17 protein-coding genes are annotated in these 25,460 nt (G+C 68.2%); 6 read left to right on the top strand and 11 right to left on the bottom strand.

Features of this window, described 5'->3' with window-relative positions; genetic code table 11:
- Positions 1–107 precede the first annotated feature (107 nt).
- Positions 108–6,746, top strand: coding sequence for an apolipoprotein A-IV repeat region-like domain-containing protein (locus IEW34_RS23635; protein ID WP_188611693.1), 6,639 nt, complete (start codon positions 108–110; stop codon positions 6,744–6,746).
- Between the two features lie 194 nt (positions 6,747–6,940).
- On the opposite strand, the gene IEW34_RS23630 is transcribed toward IEW34_RS23635, so the two are convergent.
- The 5 genes from IEW34_RS23630 to IEW34_RS23610 form a co-directional block, all read right to left on the bottom strand.
- The gene (locus IEW34_RS23630) at positions 6,941–7,993 is read right to left on the bottom strand and encodes a glycosyltransferase family 61 protein (RefSeq protein WP_188611692.1); all 1,053 of its coding nucleotides are present in this window, start codon (positions 7,991–7,993) and stop codon (positions 6,941–6,943) included.
- Positions 7,994–8,147: 154 nt separating this feature from the next.
- Positions 8,148–8,573: an ABC-type transport auxiliary lipoprotein family protein gene (locus IEW34_RS23625; protein ID WP_244642165.1), complete on the bottom strand. Its 426-nt coding sequence runs from the start codon at positions 8,571–8,573 to the stop codon at positions 8,148–8,150.
- A gap of 199 nt (positions 8,574–8,772) precedes the next feature.
- Positions 8,773–9,885, bottom strand: coding sequence for an MlaD family protein (locus IEW34_RS23620; RefSeq protein WP_188611690.1), 1,113 nt, complete (start codon positions 9,883–9,885; stop codon positions 8,773–8,775).
- 12 nt (positions 9,886–9,897) lie between these two features.
- Positions 9,898–10,596 carry an ABC transporter ATP-binding protein gene (locus IEW34_RS23615; RefSeq protein WP_373288312.1) on the bottom strand — a complete coding sequence of 233 codons (699 nt, stop codon included), beginning with the start codon at positions 10,594–10,596 and terminating at the stop codon, positions 9,898–9,900.
- A gap of 124 nt (positions 10,597–10,720) precedes the next feature.
- Positions 10,721–11,866, bottom strand: coding sequence for an ABC transporter permease (locus IEW34_RS23610; RefSeq protein ID WP_373288311.1), 1,146 nt, complete (start codon positions 11,864–11,866; stop codon positions 10,721–10,723).
- Positions 11,867–12,019: 153 nt separating this feature from the next.
- Here IEW34_RS23610 and dgcA point away from each other — a divergent pair, with 153 nt between their 5' ends.
- Together dgcA and IEW34_RS23600 are read left to right on the top strand one after the other, a co-directional pair.
- Entirely contained in the window at positions 12,020–13,006 is a 987-nt protein-coding gene (gene dgcA / locus IEW34_RS23605; protein WP_188611687.1) for an N-acetyl-D-Glu racemase DgcA, read from the top strand.
- Between the two features lie 73 nt (positions 13,007–13,079).
- Positions 13,080–13,853, top strand: a complete 774-nt coding sequence (locus IEW34_RS23600; RefSeq protein ID WP_210324568.1) for a hypothetical protein — start codon at positions 13,080–13,082, stop codon at positions 13,851–13,853.
- Positions 13,854–13,913: 60 nt separating this feature from the next.
- Here IEW34_RS23600 and IEW34_RS23595 read toward each other — a convergent pair whose 3' ends face one another.
- Both IEW34_RS23595 and IEW34_RS23590 read right to left on the bottom strand, forming a co-directional pair.
- Complete coding sequence (locus tag IEW34_RS23595) at positions 13,914–14,942, bottom strand: glycosyltransferase family 4 protein (RefSeq protein ID WP_280516327.1); 1,029 nt, start codon at positions 14,940–14,942, stop codon at positions 13,914–13,916.
- On the bottom strand, positions 14,942–15,769 hold the full coding sequence (locus tag IEW34_RS23590) for a UDP-2,3-diacylglucosamine diphosphatase (protein ID WP_188611684.1): 828 nt from the start codon (positions 15,767–15,769) through the stop codon (positions 14,942–14,944). Before IEW34_RS23590 ends, IEW34_RS23595 begins: the two co-directional genes overlap by 1 nt.
- 388 nt (positions 15,770–16,157) lie before the next feature.
- Here IEW34_RS23590 and IEW34_RS23585 point away from each other — a divergent pair, with 388 nt between their 5' ends.
- The 3 genes from IEW34_RS23585 (at position 16,158) to IEW34_RS23575 (ending at position 18,464) form a co-directional block, all read left to right on the top strand.
- The gene (locus tag IEW34_RS23585) at positions 16,158–16,937 is read left to right on the top strand and encodes an SDR family oxidoreductase (protein WP_188611683.1); all 780 of its coding nucleotides are present in this window, start codon (positions 16,158–16,160) and stop codon (positions 16,935–16,937) included.
- 24 nt (positions 16,938–16,961) lie between these two features.
- Positions 16,962–17,759, top strand: coding sequence for a bifunctional hydroxymethylpyrimidine kinase/phosphomethylpyrimidine kinase (thiD, locus tag IEW34_RS23580; RefSeq protein WP_188611682.1), 798 nt, complete (start codon positions 16,962–16,964; stop codon positions 17,757–17,759).
- Between the two features lie 90 nt (positions 17,760–17,849).
- Positions 17,850–18,464, top strand: a complete 615-nt coding sequence (locus IEW34_RS23575) for a helix-turn-helix domain-containing protein (protein WP_188611681.1) — start codon at positions 17,850–17,852, stop codon at positions 18,462–18,464.
- A 108-nt stretch (positions 18,465–18,572) separates the two neighbouring features.
- Here the strand turns inward: IEW34_RS23575 and IEW34_RS23570 are convergent, their stop codons facing one another.
- The 4 genes from IEW34_RS23570 to IEW34_RS23555 all read right to left on the bottom strand — a co-directional run bounded on the left by IEW34_RS23570 (position 18,573) and on the right by IEW34_RS23555 (position 25,458).
- Positions 18,573–19,331: a cytochrome b/b6 domain-containing protein gene (locus IEW34_RS23570; protein WP_188611680.1), complete on the bottom strand. Its 759-nt coding sequence runs from the start codon at positions 19,329–19,331 to the stop codon at positions 18,573–18,575.
- Positions 19,328–19,780: a c-type cytochrome gene (locus IEW34_RS23565; protein WP_244642163.1), complete on the bottom strand. Its 453-nt coding sequence runs from the start codon at positions 19,778–19,780 to the stop codon at positions 19,328–19,330. Before IEW34_RS23565 ends, IEW34_RS23570 begins: the two co-directional genes overlap by 4 nt.
- Positions 19,781–19,910: 130 nt before the next feature.
- A complete protein-coding gene (locus tag IEW34_RS23560) occupies positions 19,911–22,232 on the bottom strand; it encodes a xanthine dehydrogenase family protein molybdopterin-binding subunit (protein WP_188611679.1) in 2,322 nt (773 codons plus the stop codon).
- Positions 22,233–22,272: 40 nt separating this feature from the next.
- Positions 22,273–25,458 carry an efflux RND transporter permease subunit gene (locus tag IEW34_RS23555; protein WP_188611678.1) on the bottom strand — a complete coding sequence of 1,062 codons (3,186 nt, stop codon included), beginning with the start codon at positions 25,456–25,458 and terminating at the stop codon, positions 22,273–22,275.
- Positions 25,459–25,460 lie beyond the last annotated feature (2 nt).

Below are 25,460 nucleotides of genomic sequence, written 5' to 3'. Positions count from 1 at the left end.
CCGCGGCACTAAACTCCGAGTGTCGGATAGTGGGCGGCAACCGTATGGGCGCGCCCGGCTCCGCGATCCGGGCGGTGAACCGAGCGTAGCGTAAACGAGGCGGCAGTATGTCCAAGGACAAGAGGCTTACCGATACCGCAGAGGCCGCACTGTCTGCGCTCGAGCGGGAGCTCATGGGTCCCGATGCCGCCGGCCCAACCCCTGCCGCGCCCGCGACGGAACCCGCGCTGAGGCCCGACTCCGATGCCGCCGCCCCAGATGCCGTCGCCTCAGATGCCATCGCCCCCGCGACCGCGGCCGCACCTCAGCCGGCCAAGGACGACGAGGCCAATATAGGAATACAGCCGCCCGAGGCGCGGCAAAGCTTGTTCGATGAGCAATCGCTAGCGGCCTTTGCCGCAGCCTTCGAGCCGCAGACCACAGGCGCCGATGCCGCTGCCGCTGCCGCTGCCGACGACAGCAGCCAGACGCGGGCGCCCGAGGCCAGGCCGCACGCGGAGCAGGTCGACGGGGATGCCCCCGAAGTGAGGGCCGAACCGCGCCTGCCGCGCGCCACGAGCGGGCCGGGCCTCGGCAGCGTGTACGACAGGCCGGCGCGCCGCGACCGGCCCGCCGAGCGGACGGATCGTTCCGGCGGTTACGCGGCTCCGGTCGCGCCGCAGCGCGGCGGCCGCCGCTCGGCCGCAGCCGCCGCCTTCGCCACCGCGCCCGAAGAGACCCCTATCACGCCGCCCGGCGATCAGATCCAGGCACCCACAGAGCAAATCCAAGCGAGCGAGACCGTGGCAGACGCCGAGCCAGCCGAATTCTTTCATACGACGCCGGAGCGTGCACGTCCGGAGCTGCATCGCCCCGTCGTTGCCCCCGACACCACCCGCGTCGCCAACGACGATCTGGCCGCCGCCGGCGCCCTGGTGCAAAGCGAGCGCCAGCGCCCGTCGCGCATGGTCTACCTTCTCGCCGGCCTGCTTTCGCTCGTGTGGATCGTCGGCGCGGCCGCGGTGCTGGCCGAACGCTATGGGGTCGCCGACCAGGGGCTCGGCGCCGTCGGCAACCTCGGTGTGGTGCGGCTGCTGCTCATCGCCATCGGGCTGCTGGGCCCGGCCGCGTTCCTGTTCGTGATCGCCGGCTTCTATCTCCGCTCCAAGGAGATGCACCTGGTGTCACGCGCCCTCCTGGGCGCCGCGGGCCGCATGGCGCAGCCGGAGACCCTGGCCGCCGAGTCCATCGTCTCGCTGTCGCAGGCCGTGCGCCGGGAGATGGCGGCGATGGGCGACGGCGTCGAACGGGCGCTGGCCCGCGCCGGCGAGCTGGAGACGCTGGTCCGCAGCGAGATCGCCACGCTGGAGCGCTCCTACGCGGACAACGAGGTCCGCATCCGCTCGCTGGTCGAGGAGCTGGCGGCGCAGCGCGAAGCCATCATCACCAATGCCGACCGCGTCCGTACATCGATCGAGGGGGCGCATCAGAACATCACCACCGACCTGCTGACGGCGAGCCGCAGCATCGCCGAGGCGGTGGCGGCCGCCGGCGGCCAGGTCACCGACTCGCTTGCCACCCGTGGTGAGCAGATCACGGCGGCGCTGGGGCGCGCCGGCGAGCGCATGGTGGACGAGCTGACCTCACGCGGGGTGGAGTTGGTCGACCGCATGAGCGCGACCAGCGACGACATCTCGGCCTCCCTGTCGGAGAAGTCGAGCAGCATCTCCAACTCGCTCAACCAGGCGGGCGAGACGCTTACGGCCGGCCTCACGCAGGCTGCCGGACAAGTGGCCGAGCAACTCGCCGAGACCGGCGGCAGCGTTGCGCAGTCGCTCGCCGATCGGGCGCTGGAGGTCAACGAGCGCTTCCAGGCCACGGGCGAGAGCCTGACTCATTCGCTGGGCGAGCGGAGCGAGGAGCTGCGTCAGAAGATCGAGGACGCCGGGCGCGTCGTGGTCGACATGATCGGCAACCGGGGCGGCGCGCTGGCCGACAACCTGGTCGGCACCATCGAGAAGCTCAACACGACGATGGCGGACAACAGTCGCCGCCTCGAGGACACGCTGGAGAGTTCGGGCAACCGCTTCACAATGCAGCTCGACGAACACAGCGGCACGGCCCGCAAGGCTTTCGAGGACAGCGTCACCCACCTGTCGACCACCTTCGTCCAGCAGAGCGGAGCATTGCAGGACGCGTTGTCGGCATCGAGCAACCAATTCGTCGAGCAGCTCGACGCGCGTGCCGTCTCGCTCAAGTCCACATTGGAGGAGTCGATCGACAAGCTGTCCGGGCAGGTCACGACACACACGCAAAGCCTGGACACCCTCTTCACCACATCGACCGAGCGCTTCGCGAAGATGGTCGAGAGCCGCACGGACGGCGTGCGCACGCTGTTCGAAGGCGGTATCGAGCGTCTGGGCGGCGATGTCGCCAACTATACGCGGACCATCGAGGACACGTTCGCATCGTCCGGCGACCGCCTGGTCGGGCTCGTCGACAAGCACGGCCAACAGTTCCGCGGCACCTTCGATGAGGCCTTCGGGCGCTTGTCGACGGACGTCACGTCCTACACCCAGGCGCTGGAGGAGAAGTTCGCCGCCACCAGCACCCGCTTTGCCGAGACGCTCGCCGAACACGGTGGCCGCGCCACGACCGCCCTCGACGAGAGCGTCGAGCGCTTCGCGACCGCGGCGAAGGCGCACAACGACGAGATGCAGACCCTGCTCTCGACGCAGACCGGCGAGGCACGCGATCAACTGGCCAGCCGTGGCCGCGAGGTCGTGCTGGCCATCGCCACCCAGGCGTCGCGGGTGAACGAGGCGCTGACGCAGAACGCCAACGCGCTGGCCGAAGCGATGCAGGGCAAGGCGCGCGAGGCCGAGCAGGCGCTGGCGACGCAGTTCGGCAGCCTGGAGGCGCGTGTCATCCAGCCCACCAATCAGATGATCGAGACCTTCGCGGGCTCGGCCGACAAGCTCAGCGCGCGCATCGGCGAGGGCTTGACGGCGATCGAGGGCATCATCGTCGGCCGCGGCGAGCCGTTGGCCGAGCGCCTGGCCGGGCAGGCCCAGGAGACCGCCAATATCATCGATGGCCGCGTCAGCGCCTTCGAGGATCGCGCCGCCAAGCAGGGCGAGGAGATCACCGGCACCCTCGACCGGCTGATCGGCAGCATCGAGCACAACCTCAATGCGCGAGCCAACGCGCTCAACGAGACGCTGGTGGTGCGCTCGGCCGAGATCGCCCGCGTCCTGTCCCAGGGCGGCGGCGAGGTCACCGGGGCGCTCACGGCCAAGGCCGAGGAGATCCGTGCCACCCTGGGCAACCGGGCGCTGGAGATCGCCAACAGCCTGGGCGAGCACGTCACCTCCTTCGAGGAGCGGGTGGTCAACCGTCTCGACAGCCTGGGCGCTACGCTCAACGAGCGCGGCTCGAGCATCGTCGGCTCGATCGGCGGCCGCATCGACGACATGGCAACGCTGCTCGACGACAAGGGCGGCCACCTGCTCGGGGCCTTGACTGAGCAGCAGAAGGGGCTCATCGGCGCCCTGGAACAGCACGTCGGCACCATGGAACAGGCGGTCGGTGCGCATATCGAGCGCATCGCCACGGCCTTCGACTCGCACGGCGGCACGGCGACCGCGAGCCTCGGGGCGCGCATCGACGACATGGTCAGCCGTCTCGACGACAAGGGCAACCACCTCATCGGGGCCTTGGAGAACCAGCAGGCCGGCATCATCGGCGCGCTCGATCGGCACACCACGAGCCTCGAAAAATCCGTCGGCGCCCATGTCGAGCGGATTGCGGCTGCCTTCATCACGCAGGGCGCCTCGGCGACGGCGAGCCTGGGCGCACGCATCGACAACATGCTCGGCCAGATCGACGACCGCGGCGGCCATCTGCTCGGCGCTCTGGAGAGCCAGCGGCAGGGCATCGTCGGCGCGCTCGATCAGCATACGGGCAGCCTCGAGCAGAGCGTCGCAGCTCACGTCGAGCGCATCGCCGCCGCCTTCGACAGCCACGGCGGCTCGGCAACCGCTGCCTTGGGCGCGCGCATCGGCGATATGCTCGCCCAGCTGGACGACAAGGGTAATCATCTGCTTGGCTCCCTGGAGAGCCAGCGCGCCGGCTTCCTGGGCGCTCTCGACCAGCACACCAGCGGCGTGGAGCGCAGCATCGGCGCCCACGTTCAGCGCATCGCTGCGGCCTTCGATACCCACGGCGGCTCGGCGGCGGCAAGCCTCGGGGCCCGCATCGACGACATGCTCGGCCAGCTCGACGACAAGGGCAATCATCTGCTCGGCGCCCTGGAGAGCCAGCGGGCCGGAATTCTCGGCGCGTTTGACCAGCACACCAGCGGCCTCGAGCACGGCGTCGACGCGCAGGTTCAGCGCATCGCGGCCGCCTTCGACAGCCACAGCGGCTCGGCGGCGGCAAGCCTCGGCGCGCGCATCGACGACATGCTCGGCCAGCTCGACGACAAGGGCAATCATCTGCTCGGCGCCCTGGAGAGCCAGCGCACAGGCATCGTGGGCGCGCTCGACCAGCACACCAGCGGCCTGGAGCAGGCCGTCCGCAGGCAGGCCCAGCGCATCGCGGCGGCCTTCGAGACGCATGGCAGCTCGGCGATGACGAGCCTCGGCACGCGCATCGACGAGATCGTCGGCCTGCTCGACAGCAAGGGAGGCCGCCTCGTGGGCGTCCTCGGCGATCGCGGCGAGGAGCTCATCCGCGCCATGGACGAGCACGCGGCCCGGGTCGACGACAACTTCAGCAGCCAGATCCAGCGCATCGCCGCAACCTTCGACCAGCACCGCGGCGCCGCAGCCGCGGCGCTGGGCGGCCGCATCGACGACCTCTCGATCCTGCTGCAGGACAAGAGCACCGAGCTGCTCAGCGCTCTCGCCGATCGCGAGACGGCGCTCACCCGCGACCTGTCGACCGTCGGCAGCAGCGTGCTCCAGACGCTCGACGAGCGCAGCGCCTCGATCTTCGGCGCCATGAAGGTCCGCAGCAGCGAGCTCACGGCGACGTTCGCCCAGTCGGCTAACGACATCCGCCAGGTCGTGGACACAGCCGCCAGCGAGGCGGTCGTCGCGCTGTCTGCCGCAACCGAGAAGCTCAAGACCGACGTACCGGGCGTCATCGATCGACTGACGCAGGCTAACCACGCCTTGCGCGAGATCAGCACCGATGCGGCCGAGAATCTGGCCAGCATCGAGAACGGCCTCTCCGACCGCGTCCGCGGCCTCGACCTGACCGTGCGCGACATGAGCGAGAAGGCGGCTTCCGCCTCCGAGCAGCTCGACCGGCACATCACGAGCTTGCGCGAAATCGCCGAGACCACGATGCACGAAGCGGCCCTCGTGGCGGCCAAGTTTGCCGAGGAAGGTCGCTCGATGTCCGACGGCGCCCGGCGGCGCATCGAGGAGATCGACGAAACGGTCGAGCGCCTGGAGCAAGTCGAAGGCCGCTTCCAGGCCTCGATCGGCGACAGGCAGCAGGGGCTCGACGGCATGATCGGCATGATCGAGCAGCGCACGGCGGACATCGAACGGCTGACGCGCGCCTTCTCCACGCTGATGGAAAACTCCATCAAGACGGCGGAGGAGCGGGCCCAGCAGATCGGCCATCTGCTGCGCAACAGCGCCCAGGCGACCACCAACGCCATCGCCGAACAGTTCGACTCGGTCCGCGCCGTGACCGCCAAGGAACGGGAGGCCACCGCCACCAGCCTGCGCGACATCTACGACCAGGTGCTGACGGAAGCGTCCGACGCGCTGTCGAAGACGACCGAGCGCTTCCGTGCGGTCGCCGACGATGTGCGCACCATGACGGCGAGCGTTGCCCGCGAACTCGAGACGACGCGCTCGGAGATCTCCCGCGGCATGCTGGAGCTGCCACGGGATACGCAGGAATCGACCGCCGCGATGCGGCGGGTCGTGGGCGAGCAGATCCGCGCGCTGAACGAGCTCAACGAGATCGTCAACCGGGCGGGACGCACGCAGGCGGTGGCCAACGACCAGCGTGACGAGCGGGCCTGGGAGGCGGCGCGGCTGGCCGCCGAGCCGACGCGCGCTACGGCCGAGCGCTATGCTGCGCGTGTGCAGGTGCAGGCCCCTGCCCCGCGCGCGCCCGAGCCCCGGGCGGCCGAGCAGCGGGCGCCGGAGACGCGCATCGCCGCGGAACCGCCCCAAGCGCCGGTGCCGGAGACGGAGCGGGCCCGCATCCGTCTTCCCGATCAGGAGTCGGCGCGGCCGCGCGCACCGCAGCCCGCGGCGGCACGGCCGAGCGAAGCGGCTCCGGCTCCCTCGGTGCCGCGTACCGGCAGCGGCTGGCTCTCGGATCTGCTGACCCGTGCGTCGCGACAAGAGGAAGAGGAGATCGCGACGTCCCGCCAGGAGCCCGCGCGTCCGGTCAACTCCATCGAGTTGCTCGACTCGCTGTCGGTCGATATCGCCCGCATGATTGATCACGACGCCGCGGTGGAGTTGTGGGACCGCCACAAGCGTGGCGAGCGCAAGGTGTTCACGCGCCGGCTGTACACGCTGCACGGCCAGCAGACATTCGACGAGGTGCGCCGCAAGTACCGCTCCGATCAGGAGTTCCGTGCCACGGCCGACCGCTATATCGACGAGTTCGAGCGGCTGCTGAACGAGGTGGCGAAGAACGACCGCGACTCCATGGTCGCGCGCACCTACCTCACCTCGGAGACGGGCAAGGTCTACACGCTGCTCGCGCACGCCGCCGGCCGTCTCGACTAAAGCACGCCCCGATCGGGGACGATGCCCTGGGCACCTCTGATCGGGTGGAACCATCCGATCAGAGAGAAGCGCTCCAGGTTCAAAGACCTGGAGCGCGGTGCGAATCCGTCGCGGCGCCGGTCACGGACCGGCGTCATTGGCGTGAGGAGGAGGTGCCGCTCCGGCGGGCACGGCCGGTACCGAGCGGCCGCCGCTCAGCGCCCGAGCGTGTCGACGACGAGCTGTGGATCGATCGACCAATCCCCGAGCATGGGCGAGACACGATCCGCCACGGTCTTCCCGGTCAGGTGCGTCACGTGCGACCTGGTCTGCGCATTGACCAGCGCGTCGTTCGGCGAGACGAACTTCGCCGGCGCCAGGATCGTGCGGCTGCCGGTCTTCCTGCTGTAGACGCAGTTGTAGAGCCCTGAGCCCCCCGGTCCGGCGATCGCCTCCGCGCCGCGGAACAGGCCGACCTGCGCAGGGATGCTCATCTCCTCCGGATACACCACGTCATAGCCCAGCCTGCGCGCCGCCGCCTCGATCACCGGCTCGTCCACGAGGCTGCGCTGCTGGCGCCAATGCGCCCGCGACACGTAGATCCGCGAGGGGGCTCCGTGCGCCGTGCCGTAGTAGTCACCGATGCGGTTCCAGACTGCGAAGGCGGCCGACGAGACCGACTGCTCCAGCACATAGGACTGGCTGGCGACGGTGAGATGCCGGATCAGGACCGGCTGATTGAGGAACAAGAGACGGTTCGCCGCGACGCCGAACGGCTCCAGCAGCTCGACGATGCGCCGTGTGGGGGCCGCGAAGGTGACGAAGTAGTAGCTCGACAGGTCGATCGCCTTGAACGGCCACAGGCGGCTCAGAACCTCCAGCGTGAGATGCCCGAAGTGATCGGTGTGCTCGCCATCGAGGTAGAAGCAGGGAACGTCGATGCGCGCTTGCGCCGCGATGGCCACCTTGGGCCGAAAGGCGCCCTCGCCGGCCGGCTCGAGTTGGACGTGCGCATAGCGCGCGCTCCGCCGGCGAAAACAGTCCGGCAGCAGTACGTCCTGCTGGATGAGCAACTGCCGCGGCGCGCAGGTCACGTCGCGAAGCTCGACGAGGTAGTGCTCGGGTACGTCGATCGTGCGGACCGAGGCCGGCCTGGAGAGCTCGCCGCGGCATTCCGGGCTTTCGATCTCCAGCGTCGCGCGCGGGTGGATGACCTTCAGATCCGCGTCCCGGTACTCGCCCAGCTTGAGCAGAGGTCGATCGGACATGGGCGAGCCCGGCTCTCAGAGCCCGGCGTCGCGGCGAGCGGCGACAGACGGCACGTTCGGCGATCGCAGGTTCGATCCTCCCCTCGGACACGCTCCGATCAGGTGGACGACCCGATCGGAGGGACGCGCTCCAGATTCAACAGCTTGGAGCGGCTCAGCTCGACGCCCAGCGCACGATCTCCACGAGCACCTGCTGCAAGGCGTCGTTCAGCGCCCGCGTCGCGCTGGCCCCGTTGATGGCCCCCGCTACAGGCACTTCGGCCTTGAACACGCGCGCCGCCAACACCTGCCCGCTGGTCGTCAACAGACGAGCGGTGATCTCGACCAGCGCGGTGCCGCGCGCCGCCTCGATCTGGAAGGCCCGCAACTCGCTGCTGAGCAAATATTGGGCGTTGAGCGACGAGTTCGCGCGCCCCACGCTCAGGCGGCTGCCGTTCTCGAAGGTCTCGATCAGGCGGGTCTGGATCAGGGCCGGAAGCCGATCGGCCCACTGCGCGCCGCCCACGAAGCTGATCGCGCTGCCGTCCTTGACGATGACGCGATCGCCGTTGAGCACCTGAACGGCCGCCGGCTCGCCCACGGCGAGCGGCCCGCGTCCTGCCCCCAGCCTGCCGAAATCCCGCGGGGCGTTCAGGTCGAACGTCGGCGGCGCCGATGTGCCACATCCGCCGATGCCGAGTGTGAGAGCGACGGCAAGCACCGCGGCGCCCCGTCGGCGATGGGCACGGCCCGTCCCGCGGCCGGCCGACGAACCGTTGAGTAGCGAAAACCCCATCGGATCAGCGCCGCCCGTTGTATTCAGGAATGGGCGGCTTGCCGCCGAAGATGAACTGCTGGGGGTTGCGATCAACGTTGCGGAGGACGCGGTTGATTTCGCCGAGCGTACGCTGACCGTCTGTGGCCAAGCCGGTGAACTCCCTCAGTCCGGTGCCGGTGAAGCGATTGATGCCGACGGTGATCTCGGCCGTCCGCTTGTCCAGGTTGTCGGCCAGGATCTTGATCGAACGCGCGGCCTCGGCGACCTGCTGGAACGCGCCCTTGCCGTCCGGCGACGAGAGGAAGCCCTGTGCGGCCTTGAGCACGCCCTCGATCTGGTCGGAGGCGCGATCGAGCTTGGCGGTGATCGACGTCACGTTCTTCACACTCTTCTCGACATCGGTGCTTGACGCACCGAGCGCTCCCATGAACCGATCCGCATTATCGACGATGCGCGTTACTTTCTTCCTATCGACGTCCTTGACGATGGAATCCAGGTTGCCGGCCAGTGCCTGCACCTGATCGGCGGCGCCGCCTACGCTGGCGAGGAATTTGTCGACGCCGGGGGAATTGTCGCCAAGGGCCTTGGTGAAGCGGCCGAGGTTCTGCACCGAGTCGGTGATCGACTGCTGGTTCTGGTCGATCAGAGCATTGATCTTTTCCAGGGTGTCATTGGCGTTGCGGGCAAGGACACGGGTGCTGTCCAGAAGGTCCTGGAAGTCGGAGCGCTCGGCCGTGATCGTGCACGAGGGCGACGGGCACGGCAGGCGTTCGGCGGCATCGGCCGCCCCGCCGATCAACGAGATCGAGCCGACGCCCGAGAGCAATTGCACGTCCAGCCGCGCTTTGGTGTCGACGCGCAGCCTGTTGCTCGAATCGACCTGGATCGTGGTGATCACCCGCCGAAAATCGGTGGGATCGATGTCGATCTTGGTGACCTCGCCGATGCGGATGCCATTGAAGTACACCGGCGAACCGAGACCGAGACCGCTGACGGACCCGGTGAAGACGACATTGTAGGTAACGCGGCGGCCGGCGCCCTGCAGCCCGCTGAACCAATAGACGAACAGAAAGCCGGCGGCGATGACAGCCAACGTAAAGATGCCGATGAGCGCGTAGTTCGCCCGCGTTTCCATAACCTTCTCGTCTCAAGCCAAGGCCGCGCGCGCGCGCTTGCCGTGGAAGTAGGCCCTCAACCACGGATGGTTCGAGGCAAGCATGGTGTCGATCGGTCCCGAGGCGATAATTTTTCCTTCGGCCAGGGCAGCGATGCGATCGCAGACCGAATGCAGGCTGTCCAGGTCGTGCGTTACCATGAAAACCGTCAGTCCCAAAGTTTGCTGGAGCGTCGAGATCAGGTCGTCGAACTCGCCCGCCCCGATTGGGTCGAGGCCCGACGTTGGCTCGTCGAGGAAGACGATCTCCGGGTCGAGCGCCAGCGCCCGGGCCAGGGAGGCGCGCTTGATCATGCCGCCCGACAGGTCCGAGGGAAACTTGTCGGCGGCGTCGGGCTTCAGCCCGACCATCTCGATCTTGAGCATGGCGAGTTCGTCGAGCAGCCGCTCCGATATCGACAGATACTCCCGCATGGGCACCTGCACGTTCTGCTTGACCGTCAACGACGAGAACAGCGCGCCCTGCTGGAACAGCACGCCCCAGCGTTGCTCGATGGCCTTGCGCGATTGCGGTGACAGCGCGTCGAGGTCCTCGCCGAACACCTCGATGGTGCCGGTACGCTTCGGGACCAGGCCGAGGATCGCGCGCGTCAGCACCGACTTGCCGGTTCCGGACGCGCCGACGAAGCCCAGGATCTCGCCCCGGTACACGTCGAGATCCAGATCCTTCATAATCGTCTTGGTGCCGAAGCCCACCTCCAGTCCGCGCACCCGGATGACGACCTCGCGGTCGTTGACATCCTGCGGCGTCGGCCTGCGGGTCGGCGTGGCGCTATGGGAGGTCTCGGCCATCGCGTCAGTAGTTGATCGCCGCAAAGAACATCGCGAACAGTCCATCCACAACGATCACCATGAAAATCGCCTTTACCACCGAGGCCGTCACCTGCCGACCGAGCGACTCGGCCGAGCCTTGCACGGCGAGCCCCTCGAGCGAAGCGATGACGCCGATGACCAATGCCATGAACGGGGCCTTGATAAGGCCGACCATGAAGGTGCTCGGGCTCTGGCTGATCGTCTGCTGCAGGCGCGACAGGTATACCTCGGGCGTGATGCCGCCGTAGGCCCATGCCACGAGCCCTCCGCCGAACAGCGCCGCCATGGCCGCGATAAAGGTGAGCAACGGCAGCGCCACTACGATGGCGATCATGCGCGGCAGCACCAGCACCTCGACCGGATCCAGGCCCATGACACGCAGCGCGTCGACCTCCTCGCGCATTTTCATGGAGCCGATCTCGGCGGTGAAGGCCGATCCGGAGCGACCGGCGACCATGATGGAGGTGAGCAGAACGGCGAGTTCGCGCAGCGTCAGGATGCCGACGAGATTGACGACGAAGGTGGAGGCGCCGAAGCGCTGCAACTGAAAGATGCCTTGCTGCGCGACGATGCAACCGACCAGAAACGAAATCAGCGCGATGATCGGCACGCCGCGGAAGCCCACCATCTCCAGATGATGGACGATCGAGGCGACCCGGAAGCGGCGTGGATCGATGATGACGCGCAGGAGCGCCACCACGACCTCGCCCAGGAAGCTCGTGCCGCGCACCACGTCCTTGCCCGCATCGACGACGCTCTCGCCGACCTGAGCCAGAAAATCGATGATGCTGGACCGGCGCGGCGGCGGTAGTTGCTGGAAGCCGCGATAGGCGATTTCATCGAGCAGGATGCGATGCTCGGGCTTGGCGCCCACGAAATCCGCACGCTGGCTGCGGCCGCCGAGCTCGTGGCGGGTACGATCGAGGACCCAGGCGCCGAGCGTGTCCAAGCGCTCGATGCGCGCAAGGTCGATCAGCACGCGGTGGGCGCCACGCGCCGCGTCCTCCAGAGCCGCGGCCTCGTGCTCGACGGCTTCCGAGCGGGCCGCCGTCCACTGTCCCGACAGGGTCGCTTTCAGTTCGTCGCCGTGGCGGACCAATTCCGCCGTGGGGTCATAGGCATTGGACACGGGCAATGAAGCCTGCTTGTGGAACGAGTTGGGGTCGCGTGCTATCGCACCCGCCATGCTGATACCGTGCCGGATGAGGGTGAGTCGAGCGCCCGAGATCTAGGCACCGCGTGGCTTGCGGACGCGGGCCGCGCCATCCCGCGAGCCCTGCCCATGCGCCGCCGCCTGTCGCTTGCCGTGGACCGCTTCCCGATTGCCGGCCGGTTCACGATCGCCCGCGGCTCCCGCACGGAGGCGGCGGTCGTCACCGCCGTGATCGAGGACGGCCCCAGTCGCGGTCGCGGCGAATGCGTCCCCTACGCGCGCTATGGCGAGACCCTGGACGGCGTCATGGCGACCATCGAGCGCCGGCGCGACGCCATTGAACGCGGCGCCGGGCGCGTCGACCTCCTCGAGTTGCTGCCGCCGGGCGCCGCGCGCAACGCGCTCGACTGCGCGTTGTGGGACCTGGAGGCCAAGCAAGCCGGCGTCGCGGCTCATGTGCTGGCTGGCATCGACCGGCTGCGCCCGGTCACCACCGCCTTTACCATCAGCCTGGGCGAGCCGCAGGTGATGGCCGCCGCGGCAACCGCGGCCGCCCACCGGCCCATTCTCAAGATCAAGCTAGGGGCGCCCAGCGGCGATCCACAGCGGATCGCCGCGGTACGGGCGGCCGCTCCCGACAGCATCCTGCTCGTCGACGCGAACGAGGGCTGGCGACCGGACACGCTGGCCGAGAACCTGCGGGCCTGCGCCGAGGCCGGCGTCGCGCTCGTCGAGCAGCCGCTGCCGGCGGACGACGATCGGATGCTGGCGGCCATGGAGCGGCCGCTGGCGATCTGCGCCGACGAGAGCGTCCACACGCGCGACGGGCTTGGCTCGCTCCGCGACCGCTACGACGCCGTGAACATCAAGCTCGACAAGGCTGGCGGCCTCACCGAGGCGCTGCTGCTGGCCGCGGAGGCGGAGCGGCTCGGCCTCGCCATCATGGTTGGCTGCATGGTGGGCTCCTCGCTCGCCATGGCTCCGGCGATGCTGCTCACGCCCAAGGCGCGCTTCGTCGATCTCGACGGGCCGCTGCTGCTCGCCGCCGATCGGCCGGAGGGCCTCACCTATGACGGCAGCCTCGTCTTCCCGCCCACGGCAACGCTCTGGGGCTAAGGGCCCGCACGGCTCACCGTTAAATGTTTGTTTGCGGTCGATCGTTAACCATCGCGGCGATGACGACCCGCGGATGCTCGCGCCGATGCGCATGACCGACATGGCGACCGTCGCCCAGTTGAGCGACGACGAATACCTTTCGATCTGGTCCGCGCTGATGGAAGCGCCGCGCGGGCGGCGCTTCCTCAGTGAGTTCGCACGCCGCACCCGCATCGCCGAGACGCGCACGCTGCTCGATTCGGTGCAGGCGCTGGAACGCGCGCTGGTCGCCGAGCGCACGCGCGCAGGCAGCAACGTCGAGCGAACGGCCCCGCCGCCCGAGCCGGCGCCGGGCACCCAGCTGCGCGCCATCGTGGACGAGGCCGCCGAAGTTCTCGACAGCGTCGTGCGCATCAACGACAACGCTACGGTCGACGTGCGCAAGGCCGCCGACGCCATCCGGGCGACCGTCGAGGTGCTGCGTGACGGCGGCGTACGCCGTGTGATCTGCGACGAGCTGCGCCAGCAGATCGAAGAAATTCTCGAAATCGTCGCGGTCCAGCAGATCGCTTCGCAGCGCACCGCGCGGATTGCCGAGGCGATGGCGGCGCTGGCCGATCGACTGGATGCGGCGCCGGCCGACCAGCCCCGCGCTTTGGCGGCGACGCCCCTTGGGCATGCCCCCGGACAGCGGACGCCGGCTCTTGGACGGGACCCTGCTCCGAACGAGGCCTCAGAGCGCGAGGAACCAAAGGATCATCCGGCTCCAGGGGCCGCCGGCCGCACTCGACCACGCCCGGCCCAGAGCAGCCGCCATGGCGTCGACGCGGGCGAGATTCAGCGGCTGCTGCAGGCACTGCGCTCGTAAGCTCGACAGGCCTCCCGGAGGTCTGGAATCCGGAGCGTTCCCTGCTGGCCCCCGCCTCACTCAGGCCGCTTCGGCCGGTGGCCGGACGTGATCGTGGGCGAGCCGGATGTTGTCGAAGAACTGCCGCGCGCTCTCTTCCCAGGTGAAGGTCTCGCCATAGGCCCGGCAAAGATCACGCGGAATGTCGAGGGCGCGCAGGGCCGCCTCGCGCAGGTCGCTGCTCAGCGCCCCGGCCCCGGACTCGCCGATCACGTCCCGCGGTCCCATCACCGGAAAGGCGGCCACCGGCAGGCCCGAGGCCAGGGCCTCGAGCAGCACGATGCCGAACGTGTCGGTCAGGCTCGGAAAGACGAAGACGTCGGCGGAGGCATAGATCTGCGCCAGCGTCTCGCCGGACTGGGAGCCCAGGAAGACCGCCTCTGGAAACTCGACCTGCAGCGCGACGCGCTGGGGCCCGTCTCCGACCACCACCTTGGTCCCCGGCAGATCGAGCGCCAGGAAGGCAGCTATGTTCTTCTCCACCGCCAGACGGCCGACATAGAGAAAGATCGGCCCGGGCAGGTCGAGCAGGCGCTCGGCCCGCGGCCGGAAGAGCTCGCCATCGACGCCGCGCGACCAGCGCATGATGTTGCGGAAGCCGCGGGCCGACAGGTCGTGCTCGAGCGAGGGCGAACTCACCATCACACCGGCGCCGGCGTTGTGAAAGCGCCGCAGGAGCGCGTAGGTCAGCCGGAGCGGCACCGGTGCCCGCGCCGACAGATATTCGGGAAAGCGTGTGTGATAGCTGGTGGTGAAGGGCCGATGCTGGGCAAGACAGACGACTCGCGCCATGAAGCCGATCGGCCCCTCGGTGGCAATGTGGATGTAGTCGGGCGCGGCGGCCTCGATGTGCCGGGCCACGGCGCTGCGGCGCGCGAGCGCCAGCCTGATTTCGCCGTAGCTCGGCAACGCCACGGTCCGGAAGGGCTCCGGGGTCAGCATCTCCACCGTCGCGTCGCAACGATCCGCCCGCTCGGCCACGTTCTCGAGCGACCGGACGACGCCGTTGATCTGCGGATGCCAGGCGTCCGTCGCAATCAGGACACGCATCAAGCGGCGGCAGCCTTGGGTTTCACGGTCTTGCGCTGGCGCAGGACCTCTGCCTCGTCCGTCGCCCGCTGGCGCACGATATCGGCCCAGCGCAGCAGCTCGAATCGGCCATCGTAATGCTCCACCAGCCCGGTGCAGCTCTCGACCCAGTCTCCGGTGTTGACGTAGGTCACGCCGAAGCGGTCGTGCATGATCGCGTGATGGATATGGCCACAGATGACGCCATCGGCCTCGTGCCGGCGGGCCTCGGCAGAGAGCAACTCCTCGAAACGGCCGATGAAGTTGACCGCGTTTTTCACCTTGAGCTTGGCCCAGGCCGACAGCGACCAGTAGGTCAGGCCGAGCCGCCGCCGCACGATATTGAGATAGGTGTTGAGCAACAGGGCCGTGCTGTAGGCCCAGTCACCGAAGAAGGCGAGCCACTTGGCATGGCGCACGACGATGTCGAGCTGATCGCCATGGATCACCAGGAAGCGCTTGCCGTCGGCCGTCTCGTGAATGGCGCTGTCGAGGACGTCGATGCCGCCGAAGTTGGAGCCCACATAGTCGCGCAGGAACTCGTCGTGGTTGCCCGGAATGTAGATCAGCTTGCTGCCCTTGCGCACCTTGCGCAGCAACTTCTGAACCACGTCGTTGTGGGTCTGAGGCCAGTACCAGCCGGCCTTCAACCGCCAGCCGTCGACGATGTCGCCCACCAGGTAGATTGTATCGGCGTCGTAGCACTTGAGGAAATCAAGCAGAAGCTCGGCCTGACAACCCTTGGTCCCGAGATGAACGTCCGACAGAAACATCGTACGAACCCGGATGACGTCGGTATCCTTGCTCAACGGCTGCGGCCTTCATCGACAATGGTCAGTTCATACGTCGGTTTGCAGGATTCGCGTTGCATTATGATGACGCGCACATCCAACCCCGCATCTGAAACGCAGATGACGTAAAGGCTTGATCGAGCATGGCAGCGGATGCCATGTCACGAACTATAGACCGCAGCCGGCGGCGGTCAATTTGATGTCCACGGCCCACGGCCGTGCCTGCGCTTTGCTGAGCGGGGGTGAGCCGGTGAAGTAGACCGCTGCAAACCGACGGAAGTTGCTTCTCCTGCTTCTCGCTCGGCTGTAAGCAGGAGCGTCGGCCCCGCGCCGGATCGTCCCGGCCGAGGCTCACCGCCGGCGGACGGGCGCGGGGCGGCGTCGTGCAGAAGCGTCGGAGGCATTGATGGATCTGGGACTCGCAGGGCGTAAGGCTATTATCTGCGCATCGAGCAAAGGTCTCGGCCGCGCATGCGCGCTGGCCCTCGCGGAGGCCGGCTGCGCGGTTGTCGTCAATGGGCGCAACACCGACGTGCTCGAGACCACGGCGACGGAACTGCGCCGGCTGACAGGCGCAACCGTGGTCGCGGTGACGGCGGATGTCGGCACGCCCGACGGCCAGTCGGCGCTGCTCGCCGCGTGCCCAGACGCCGACATCCTCGTCAACAACAATGCCGGCCCGCCGCCCAAGGACTACACGGCGATCGACCGCGACGCCCTGCTGCGCGGCGTCGTCCAGAACATGGTCACCCCGATCGAGCTCATCCAGAAGCTCGTGCCTGGCATGGCACAGCGGCGCTTCGGGCGCGTCGTCAACATCACCTCCGCCTCCGTGCTGACCCCGCTGCAGGGGCTCGACCTGTCCTCTGGCGCGCGTGCGGGCCTCACCGCGTTCCTCGCAGGTGTCGCCCGCCAGGTGGCGCCCCACGGTGTCACCATCAACAATATTCTGCCGGGCGCCTTTGCCACCGACCGGCTCACCGGCATTATCGCCGGCGCCGCCAGGGCCGCCGGCCGAGCCGAGGACGAGGTCAGCGCGGAACGGGCGGCCACCATCCCGGTCGGGCGCTTCGGCGATCCCGACGAGTTCGGCAAGCTGTGCGCTTTCCTGTGCAGCGCCCATGGGGGTTACATCACCGGCCAGAATCTGCTGATCGACGGCGGGGCCTTCCGCTCGGCCTTCTGACCATCGCTCACGAGGGCGCCGCACGTGACTGCCATTGCCGTAACCATAGCCGGGTCGGATTCGGGCGGCGGCGCCGGCATCCAGGCCGACTTGAAGACCTTCTCGGCCCTCGGTGCCTATGGTGCGAGCGTCGTCACCGCGTTGACGGCGCAGAACACGCTGGGCGTTCAAGGCGTGTTCGACGTGCCTGCCCCCTTCGTGTCGGCGCAGATCGACTCCGTGTTCTCAGACCTTGCGGTGGATGCCGTGAAGATCGGCATGCTGTCGCGCCGCGCCACGATCGAGGCGGTGGCCGAGGGGCTTCGCCGCTATGGCCCGCGTGCGGTGATCCTCGATCCCGTCATGGTCGCGACGAGCGGGGACAGGCTGATCGCGCCCGAGGCCGTCGACGGCCTGAAGACCGAGCTCCTGCCGCTGGCGCATGTGCTGACGCCCAATCTGCCGGAGGCGGCCGATCTGCTCGGCGAGCCGCCGGCCACCGACGAGCAGGCGATAATCGGTCAGGGCGAGCGGCTGCTGGCGCTGGGGCCCGGCGCCGTGCTGATGAAGGGCGGCCACGCGAGCGGGCCGGAGAGCGTCGACCTGCTGATCCAGCGCACGGGCGTGCTGCGCTTCGCCGGACCGCGGATCGCCACGCGCCATACACACGGCACCGGCTGCACGCTGTCGTCGGCGATCGCGGCGCTGATGGCGAAGGGCGCCGGGCTGGACGAGGCCGTGCGCGGCGCCAAGGCCTATCTCGACCGCGCGATCGCCGCCGCCGACGCCTTGGTGATCGGCCACGGCAACGGGCCGGTGCATCACTTTCCTCACTGGTGGTGAGCCCGGCAAGCTGATACGCCTCGCCCTCCGTCACGGCGGAGCCACCGCTAAGCGCTCCAGGCCCCCGTCGACGGCATGCGAGGAACGACGATGGCCATCGAAGGCAAGGAGCGGCCGCGGTCCGCCGATCAGGGCGCCCACCTGGTGTCCGGTCAGCTCGGAAAGACCATCCAACGCCTGCGCAAGGCCTATAACCTGTCGTTATCGGAACTCGCCGAGCAGGCCGGCGTCGCCAAATCCATCATCAGCCAGATCGAGCGCAACGAGACGAACCCGACGCTGGCCACCATCTGGCGGCTGTCACAGGCGCTCGACGTGTCGATCGAGCGCGTGCTTGCCTCCGACGAGGGGCCGGTCATCGAGAAGGTGACGCGCGCCGACACGCCGATGCTCCTCTCCGAGGACGGCAAGATCCGCCTCGCCATCATCGGCTGGCTTCGCACCGTCGAATGGCTGCAATGGTACGACGTGACCGCCGAGCCGGGCGGCACGCTGGAGTCGGAAGGACATCAGCGCGGCGCCGTCGAGTGCCTGTCGGTGCTGGAGGGCGAGTTCGAGGTCATCGTCGCCGGTGTCAGCCAGACGCTCGCTCAGGGCGACAGCCTGCGCTACCGCTCCGACCGGCATCACATCATCCGCTGCCTCGGCACCGCCACCGGCCGCGCCACCATGGTGTGCATCATGAAGGCCGCCGCCATGGAATAGGCCCCTCACAGCCGGGGCTGATGCGTTTGTAAGATCGCCCCTGGCTGGGAGCGCGCGCGGCGCCCGAGCGAAATCCGTTCGGCGCTAGCAAGGCCTTGCCTTTGAGCCTCACAAGCTGCCGTCGAAGATCTTGATACCCCCGAAGACGATCACCGCGGCCGTGATCAGGCAGACCGCTGCGCGTGCCGGCGAGCCGCCCGCCGCCTCCGGCTGGTCCGCATAGGCCCGCGCCGGCTTGTAGCCGCTGGCCATCGCGCTGATCAGCTTGTCGCGCCTGACGTATTGATAATACAGATTGATCACGACGTGGACGCCGACGAGGACGAGAAGGATGTTGGCGCCGAGATGGTGGTAGCGCGACGCGCTGCCCTTCCAGGCCGGCCCGTCCTCCAGTGGGTCGAGATGGGCAAACGGGCCGCCAAAGATCGCGTTGGAATCCGCCGCGAACAGGCCGCTCAGCGCCTGCGCCGCAAGCACGGCGAGCAGCGCCAGGACCATCAGCGTGCCGAGCGGGTTGTGACCGAGGTAAGCGGGCGCCCGGCCGCGGGCCAGGGCCCAGGCGTAACGGACGACCGTGCCCGGCGAGCGCACGAATGAGCCGAAACGCGCCGTCGAGCCGCCGACGACGCCCCATAGCAGCCGGAACACGAGCAAGGTGAGGATGGAATAGCCGAGCCAGCGGTGGAAGCGCATCGTCGGGTCGGCCGCCGGATCCATCCACCATTGGGTGTAGTAGGAACCGACGACCAGCGCGAGCTGGAGCCAGTGGTAGAGGCGCGTGGGCAGGTCCCAGGCGCGCACGGGCTGGCTCGAGCCGTCCGCCTCGGCGCCCGCCCCCGTGCGGACCGCGCCTGGCGCCTCGCTCACGAGGGCTTCTTGTATTCTTTGTGGCAGGCGCCGCAATTGCCCAGCACCTTGGGCATGGCGGCCTTGAAGCTCGCCTCGTCGGTGATCGAGGCGATGCTCGCCGCCGCATCCTTGCCGAGCTTGTCGAAGCGGACGTCAAAGTCGGCCTTGCTCTCCCAGATCTTGGGCAGCGCGTCCGTCTTGCCGACCTTGGAGGTGTCAGGGAAGAGGGCCGGCAACTTGCCGGCGTTGGTCACCACGACCGCAAGCGCTTCCTTGACCTTGGCCGCGTTGAAAGGCTCCGCCCCCTTCAGCATCTGCGCCGGATCCTTCACCGCGCCCGCCATCTGCTTCAGCAGCACCTTGCGTTCGGCGATGGGATCGGGCTCGGCGGTCACCACGGTCGAACCGACCGCCAGTGCGGCAAATACCAGGACTGTCGCTACCAAGCCGGCATATTTCATCGTCATCGATCTCCCGTCGGGCGAGCCCATCGGCTGCCGGACCTCATCATCATAGAATCTCGATTTAGGCCAATTCCAATTTCTTGTGCGAGCTGCGCCCGTCTCCTGTCCCGCCGTCATCGGCGTTGCCGCCCGGTCAGGCGGCCTTGGCGGCCGCCGTGCGCAACAGGGCGAACAGCCGGTCCGGCGTGACCGGCATGTCTACGTGGGCAATGCCGTGGGCCCGCCACAGCGCATCGCAAACCGCGTTCATCACCGCCGGCGTCCCGCCGATCGAGCCGGCCTCACCGGCGCCCTTCATGCCGAGCACGTTGGTCTTGCACGGCACGTTGCGGGTTTCGAACGTGATCTCGGGAAAATCGGCGGCTCGTGGCATCCGGTAGTCCATGAACGATGCCGTCACCAGCTGACCATCCGCGTCGAACACCGTGCGTTCATGCAAGGCCTGGCCGACGCCCTGCACCACGCCGCCGTGCACCTGCCCGGCCAGCAGCAACGGATTGAGCGTGACGCCGAAGTCATCGACGATGCTGTAGCGCTCGATCGCGATCTCCGCGGTGTCGGGATCGATCTCCACCTCGCACACGTGCGTGCCGTTGGGGTAGGTGAACTCGGGCGGCGTCCAGGCATCCTCGACGGCCAGCTGTTCGCGCGTCGCCGCCGGTAGCTGGGCAATGTCGGCAAAGCTGATCGACCGGTCGGTGCCGACGACACGGACCTCGCCGCCCTCGGCGATCTCGAGGTCGGCGGGCGACGCCTCCAGCGCCTCGGCGGCGAACGCCTTCAGCCGCTCGGCGAGCGTGCGCGAGGCCTGATCCACTGACGCACCGCCGACGGGGATGGAGCGTGAACCGCCGGTGCCGCCGCCGCTGGCGATCACGGCGGTATCGCCCTGGAGCACCGAGATGCGATCGAGCGGCAATTGCAGATGCTGCGAGACGAGTTGGGCATAGGCGGTCTGGTGCCCCTGCCCGGTCGACTGCGTGCCGATCAGCACCACCGCCGAGCCGTCCGGCTCCAGGCGGACCTCCGCCTTCTCGGCGCCGCCGCCCGAACAGGCCTCGATATAGGAGGCGAGGCCGATGCCGCGCAGGCGGCCCTTCTGCGCCGCAGCGGCGCACCGGGCCTCGAAGCCGGACCAGTCGCCGATTTCCATGGCCCGCCGCATGTGGCCCTCGAACTCGCCCGAATCATAGACACGCCCGGTCTGGGTGGTGTGCGGCATGGTCTCGGGTTTGACGAAGTTGAGCGCGCGCAGCTCCGCCCGGTCCTTGCCGATCTTCCTGGCGATATAGTCGACGAAGCGCTCGATGGCGTAGGCGGCCTCCGGCCGGCCGGCGCCGCGGTAGGCGTCGACGGGCACCGAGTTGGTGTAGTAGCCGCGCACCCGGACCAGCAGGGCCGGGATATCGTAGCAACCCGGCGTCATGCGCGCCCCGACGGCCGGAATGAAGGGCGCGAACTGGGACAGATAGGCGCCGAGGTCGGCCCGGAGATCGACGCGCAGGCCGAGGAAGCGGCCGCTTTCGTCGAGCGCCATTTCGGCGCGCGTGGCGTTGTCGCGGCCATGGGTGTCGGCCACGAAATGCTCATTGCGGTCGCTGACCCAGCGCACCGCGCGGCCGATCCGCTGGGCGGCTACGGCGCACAGCGGATACTCGCGATACATGAAGATCTTGGTGCCGAAGCCGCCGCCGACGTCCGGCGTGACGACGCGGATGCGCTCGCGGTCGACCTTCAGAATCTGGCGCGCCAGCGTATCGCGGATGCCGTGGCTGCCCTGGCTGCCGAGCGTGATGGTCCAGCGCTCCGCGGCCGGATCGTAGTCCGCCAGACAGGCGCGCGGCTCCATGTAGTTGGCGACAACGCGGTTGTTGACGAGGGCGAGCTCGACCGTCCGCGCGGCCATGGCGAAGGCCGCCTCGACCTTGTCCTTGTCGCCGACCAGCATGTCGAAGGCGGTGTTGCTCGTGAGCTGCGGCCAGACCAGCGCCTCGTTCCCGGAGGCCTGCTCGATGCCGACGACGGCCTCGAGCGACTCCCATTCCACGGGAAAGGCTTCCGCCGCCTGCCGGCCCTCGAGGTCGCTCTCGGCGACGACGAGGGCGATAGCTTCGCCGATGTGACGCACCTGGTCCCGCGGCAGCACCGGATAGTCCGGCAGCACCACCGCGGAGCCGTCGGTGTTGTGCACGGCCGCCGCGCCCGGGCACGGCAGGCCGCCGAGATCCGCCACGTCGGCGCCGGTCAGCACCAGCAGGACACCGGGCATGGCACGCACCTCGGCGAGGTCGCCGATGGTGAATCGGGCGCTGGCGTGGGGGCTGCGCACGACCACGGCGGCGGCGGCCGACGGCGCCGTGATGTCGGCCGTGTAGCTGCCGACGCCCGTCAGCAGGCGCTCGTCCTCCACCCGCTTCAGCGGCTGCCCAATGCCGAACTTTGCTGTCATCAACATTCTCCCGCCAGGAGCCGAGGGTGTCCGGGCCTGCGCCACCTCACGCGGCGGACGCGGGCGGCGCGGCGGCACGACGCCGCTTGCCGCTCAGCAGGTCCGAAATGAAGCGGATGGTGACGTAGAACACCGGGGTGAGGAACAGACCGAAGAAGGTCACGCCGATCATGCCATAGAACACGGCGGTGCCCAGCGACTGGCGCATCTCGGCACCGGGTCCCGTCGCCGTGACCAGCGGCACCACGCCCAGGATGAAGGCGAACGCCGTCATCAAAATCGGCCGCAGGCGTAGCCGCGCCGCCTCGATCACGGCCGGGACGGCCCCCTTGCCCTCGGCCTCGGCTTGCCGCGCGAATTCCACGATCAGAATGGCGTTTTTGGCGGCGAGACCGATCAGCACGACGAGGCCGATCTGGGTGAGGATGTTGTTGTCCATGCCGCGCAGCGAGACACCGATCAGGGCCGATAGCACGCTCATCGGCACGATCAGGATAATGGCGAGCGGCAGGCCCCAGCTTTCGTACTGGGCGGCCAGTACCAAGAACACGAACAGCACCGACAGCGCGAAGATGTAGATGGTGGTGTTGCCCACGGCCCGCTGCTGGAAAGCGAGCTCCGTCCACTCGTAGCCCATGCCCTGAGGGAGCACGCGCGCCGCCAGGGCCTCCATGGTATCGAGGCCGGTTCCCGACGAGACCGAAGGCGGGGTCTCGCCCTGCACGGGCACCGACGTGTACATGTTGAAGCGCTGCACCAGATCGGGCCCGGCCACGTCCCTGATCTCGACCAGGGAACCGAGCGGCACCAGCGCGCCGTCGGACGAGCGCACCTTGAGCCGCAGGATCTTGCTCCGGTCGGCGCGGAACGACTCATCGGCCTGCACGCGCACCTGGTAGACGCGCTCGAAGACGTTGAAGTCGTTGACGTAGGCGCCGCCCAGATTGATCTGCAAGGTGGCAAAGACGTTCGACAGCGGCACGTTGAGCATGCGCGCCTTGACCCGGTCGATGTCCAAATAGATCTGCGGCGTGTTGGCGCCGAAGGTGGTGAAGACCCGCGTCAGGTTGGGATTCTGGTTCGCTTCGGCGATGAGGCTGCGGCTGGCCGACAGCAGTTCCCCTAGCCCGGCGCCGGAGCGATCCTGGATCTGCATCTTGAAGCCGCCGGCGTTGCCGAGGCCGCGCACGGGCGGCGGCGGCACGGCGATGACGAAGGCCTCCTGGATCGTGGACAGCCGCTTGATGAGGTTGCCGGCGATCGAATTCGCCGTCATGCCGGCCTTGGCCCGCTCCTCGAACGGCTTCAGCGGCGTGAAGATCACCGTCTGGTTGCTGGCGTTGGTGAATGTGGCACCGGAAAAGCCGACGATGGCGATCGTATCGGCGATACCGGGCGTCTCGCCGACGATCGCCATGGCCCGTCGCGCCACCACGTCGGTGCGGGCCAGCGACGAGCCGTCGGGCAGTTGCAGGACGACGAGCAGATAGCCCTGATCCTGGGCGGGAATGAAGCCCTGCGGCACGCGCTGGGAGATCCAGACGGTGCCGTAGAGCAGGCCGCCGTAGACGGCGAGCGCGGCGATCAGCGGCAGCTTGTGCGCGACGATGCCTCGCACCGAGGTGGCATAGCCGTTCGACGTCTTGTCGAACCCCCAGTTGAAGCCATTGGCCAGCCCGCGGCCCCAGCGGGCCAGAAAGAAGCGCGGCCGGTGGTCGGCGCTGTGGTGGCCCTTGAGCAGGAGGGCGCACAGCGCCGGCGACAGCGTGAGCGAATTGAACGCGGAGATCACCGTCGAGGCGGCGATGGTTAGCGCGAACTGCCGGTAGAACTGGCCGGTGATACCGCTGATGAAAGCCGTCGGAATGAACACCGCCGACAGCACCAGGGCGATGGCGATGACGGCGCCGCCGACCTCGTCCATGGTGCGGTGCGCCGCCTCGCGCGGCGACAGCCCCTCCGCGATGTTGCGCTCGACGTTTTCCACCACGACGATGGCATCGTCGACGACGATACCGATCGCCAGCACCAGGCCGAACAGCGTCAGGTTGTTCAGCGAAAAGCCGAACATGGCCATGACGGCGAAGGTGCCGATGAGCGACACCGGAATGGCGATGATGGGAATGATCGCCGTCCGCCACGACTGGAGGAAGACCAGCACGACGATCACCACCAGGATGACCGCCTCGAACAGCGTCTTGTAGACCTCGTTGACGGACTGCGAAATGAAGACGGTCGGATTGTAGGCGATCCGGTAGTTCATTCCCGCCGGAAAGTCGCGCTTCAGCTCCTCCATCTTGGCGATGACGGCAGCGGAGGCGTCGAGCGCGTTGGTGCCGGGCCGTTGGAACACGCCGATGCCGACGGCCGGCTTGCCGTTTAGGTAGGAGTTGGTGGTGTAGTCGCGGGCGCCGAGCTCCACCCGCGCCACGTCCTGGAGCCGCACGAGGCGCCCGGCCTCGCCGCTCTTGACGATGATGTCACGGAATTGCCGGACGTCCTTGAAGCGTCCCTGCGTTTGTACGATCAGCTGGAAATCGGCCCCGGCCGGCGTCGGTGGGCCGCCGATGGCACCGCCCGCGACCTGGACGTTCTGCTCCTGCAATGCGCTCACGATGTCGGTCGTGGTGAGCGAGTAGGAGGCCAGCTTGTTGGGATCGAGCCAGATGCGCAGCGAATACTCGCGCGCGCCGAACACGGTGATGTCGCCGACGCCGTCGAGCCGCAGCAGCTGGTCGCGCACGCGGATCAGCGCGTAATTGGAGATGTAGAGGTCGTCGAAGCCCTCGCTCTCCGAGAACATGTGGACGACGAGCATCAGATCGGGGGAGCTCTTGCGCGTCGTCACGCCCAGCGCCCGCACCTCGGCGGGCAGGCGCGGCTGGGCGACCGCGACGCGGTTCTGCACCAGCACGTTGGCGGTATCGAGATCGGTGCCCAGTTTGAAGGTGATGGTCAGCGACATGTTGCCGTCGCTGGTCGAGTTCGAGGTCATGTAGAGCATGTCCTCGACGCCGTTGATCTCCTGCTCGATCGGGGTCGCCACGGTCTGCGACACCGTCTCGGCGTTGGCGCCGGGGTAGCTCGCCCGGACGACGATGGTCGGTGGAACGATCTCGGGATACTGCGCGACGGGAAGCGAGACGTAGGAAATATATCCCACGAGCACCATGACGATCGACAGCACCGACGCAAAGATCGGCCGATCGACGAAGAAATGCGCAAATTTCATGG

Source organism: Chelatococcus reniformis (genome assembly GCF_014640075.1).
Classification (GTDB): Bacteria; Pseudomonadota; Alphaproteobacteria; order Rhizobiales; family Beijerinckiaceae; genus Camelimonas; species Camelimonas reniformis.
Note: the sequence above shows the minus strand (reverse complement) of the source record. Positions and strands in the feature narration are given on the sequence as shown.

Bases quoted from the DNA above. Each gene is read 5' to 3' on its own strand.
- IEW34_RS23575 (WP_188611681.1), top strand. From the start codon at position 17,850: ATGGCCATCGAAGGCAAGGAGCGGCCGCGGTCCGCCGATCAGGGCGCC.
- IEW34_RS23620 (WP_188611690.1), bottom strand. From the start codon at position 9,885: ATGGAAACGCGGGCGAACTACGCGCTCATCGGCATCTTTACGTTGGCT.
- IEW34_RS23565 (WP_244642163.1), bottom strand. From the start codon at position 19,780: ATGACGATGAAATATGCCGGCTTGGTAGCGACAGTCCTGGTATTTGCC.
- IEW34_RS23630 (WP_188611692.1), bottom strand. From the start codon at position 7,993: ATGTCCGATCGACCTCTGCTCAAGCTGGGCGAGTACCGGGACGCGGAT.
- IEW34_RS23595 (WP_280516327.1), bottom strand. From the start codon at position 14,942: ATGCGTGTCCTGATTGCGACGGACGCCTGGCATCCGCAGATCAACGGC.
- IEW34_RS23585 (WP_188611683.1), top strand. From the start codon at position 16,158: ATGGATCTGGGACTCGCAGGGCGTAAGGCTATTATCTGCGCATCGAGC.
- IEW34_RS23560 (WP_188611679.1), bottom strand. From the start codon at position 22,232: ATGTTGATGACAGCAAAGTTCGGCATTGGGCAGCCGCTGAAGCGGGTG.
- dgcA (WP_188611687.1), top strand. From the start codon at position 12,020: ATGCGCCGCCGCCTGTCGCTTGCCGTGGACCGCTTCCCGATTGCCGGC.
- IEW34_RS23600 (WP_210324568.1), top strand. From the start codon at position 13,080: ATGCTCGCGCCGATGCGCATGACCGACATGGCGACCGTCGCCCAGTTG.
- IEW34_RS23615 (WP_373288312.1), bottom strand. From the start codon at position 10,596: ATGAAGGATCTGGATCTCGACGTGTACCGGGGCGAGATCCTGGGCTTC.
- IEW34_RS23555 (WP_188611678.1), bottom strand. From the start codon at position 25,458: ATGAAATTTGCGCATTTCTTCGTCGATCGGCCGATCTTTGCGTCGGTG.
- IEW34_RS23635 (WP_188611693.1), top strand. From the start codon at position 108: ATGTCCAAGGACAAGAGGCTTACCGATACCGCAGAGGCCGCACTGTCT.